Below are 1,565 nucleotides of genomic sequence, written 5' to 3'. Positions count from 1 at the left end.
AACCCCTCCTGCCCCTGCCCGTCCCGCTCCCCCGACCAAGGCCACACCGCACGCAGCGGCAGCCCCGCCGACCGCTACGAGGCCTGGATGATCCACACCTCCACCTACCGCCCGGCCTTTCCGCCCGACCGGCCCGATGCGCCCATCGGCATCAGCCTCGACGTGCCCGTCCTGCGCCGACGCCTCCTGCGCGCCGCAACCCTCACCCCCGACCAGCAGCGCCTGATGGACCTGCTGCACCCCCTCCTGGACGAATCCTGACCCCCTACCGTACGTAAGGAGCCTTCCGTGCTGATCACACCGGACCCGGCCACGCCCGAAGGCGAGGCCATCCTGGACCTGGCCGCAACGATGGACGCGCTTCAGGCCCGCACCAGCGAGTGGCCGGGCGCGGACACCGTCGACATCCTCGGCGACTGGCTGAGCCGCTTCACCTTCGCCACCTCAACGGCCCTCCCCCGGCAAGTGACCGGCCGGGCCTGGGTGCTGCGCCAGTGGGACCGGCACAGCGACGAGGTGACGCTCTGGTCCGACGAGGCCTCCGCCCTGGCCGCGCTGGCACAGCACGCGCGCAGTTCGTGGGACAACGTGGCGGGCACCGACGGCGTCCCCCACCGCCCTCCCGCCGACGACCAGACGGCCATAGATCTCTACTACGGACCCAAGGAGTACCGCGGCGACGAGGACTACACGCTGTATGCCGAGGACATCGCCCGCTGCGCGCACACGCCCCGCAGCCTGAGCCTGGCAGACGACACGGCCTGCGCCCAGGCCAACAGCGCGGCCGTCTTCCACCCGATGACCGGCCCCGATGACGAAGGCCTGCCCTGCATCGAACTGGCCGGGATCCTCGTCTTCGCCTACCTAGACACCGACATGCGGGCCGTCCGGGTCTCCGTGCACCTGGACACCGCCCATGAGCGGTTGGCCCGGGCCGACGGCACCGTCCCGCCCCAGGTGGAGGTCGAGGACGCCACCGTGTTCAGCGCTCTCGGGGCGCGGCCGGCCCCGGCGCGCGTTCCCGCGTGGAAGGCCCGCCTTCGACGGCTCACCGACCGCACCGCCCTCCATAACGTCAGGGTGCAGCGAAAGGGGGGCTGACCCTCCCTCAAGAGGGTCCATTATTTGATGTAGGAGGTGTTCGTATGGCCCCGCCCGTCACGCACGTGTCCGGCACCGTCACCGGCGACGTGGAAGTCCGCTTCACCGACTCCGGTGTCGCCGTCTGCCGGTTCCGCCTCACCCAGCCCCCCACCCAGTGGGACGCAGCCGCGCAGCAGTGGCGCGACGGGACCCCGATCCGCTATGTGTGCACCGCCTGGCGGAACCTCGCGCGCAACGCCACCGAGTCCCTCACCGACGGGGTCAGCGTCCTGGTCACGGGGCGCATCACCGAGATCCGGGACAACGCCGTCTACCTGAGCGTGGACGACCTCGGCATCAGCCTGCGCCAGCGCATCGCCTACACCGAGACCAGCCTGCCCAGCCCGGCCGCCGCCGCTCCCATCTCCCCCACCGTTTCCGTCACTTCGGTCGCTGCCCCCGCAGCGACCGAAGTGACGGAA

2 protein-coding genes and 1 pseudogene are annotated in these 1,565 nt (G+C 71.2%); all 3 read left to right on the top strand.

Translation table 11 applies throughout. The features are described from left to right. Positions 1 to 261: pseudogene (locus B7L92_RS37530) on the top strand (cell envelope biogenesis protein OmpA); the annotation flags it as partial. Between the two features lie 27 nt (positions 262 to 288). Next, entirely contained in the window at positions 289 to 1,101 is an 813-nt protein-coding gene (locus tag B7L92_RS37525; protein WP_081241580.1) for a hypothetical protein, read from the top strand. Positions 1,102 to 1,145: 44 nt separating this feature from the next. Next, a partial coding sequence (locus B7L92_RS37520) for a single-stranded DNA-binding protein (protein WP_107501739.1) occupies positions 1,146 to 1,565 on the top strand: 420 nt, incomplete at its 3' end.

Origin of the sequence: Streptomyces viridosporus, from assembly GCF_002078235.1 — a bacterium.
Classification (GTDB): Bacteria; Actinomycetota; Actinomycetes; order Streptomycetales; family Streptomycetaceae; genus Streptomyces; species Streptomyces viridosporus.
Note: the sequence above shows the minus strand (reverse complement) of the source record. Positions and strands in the feature narration are given on the sequence as shown.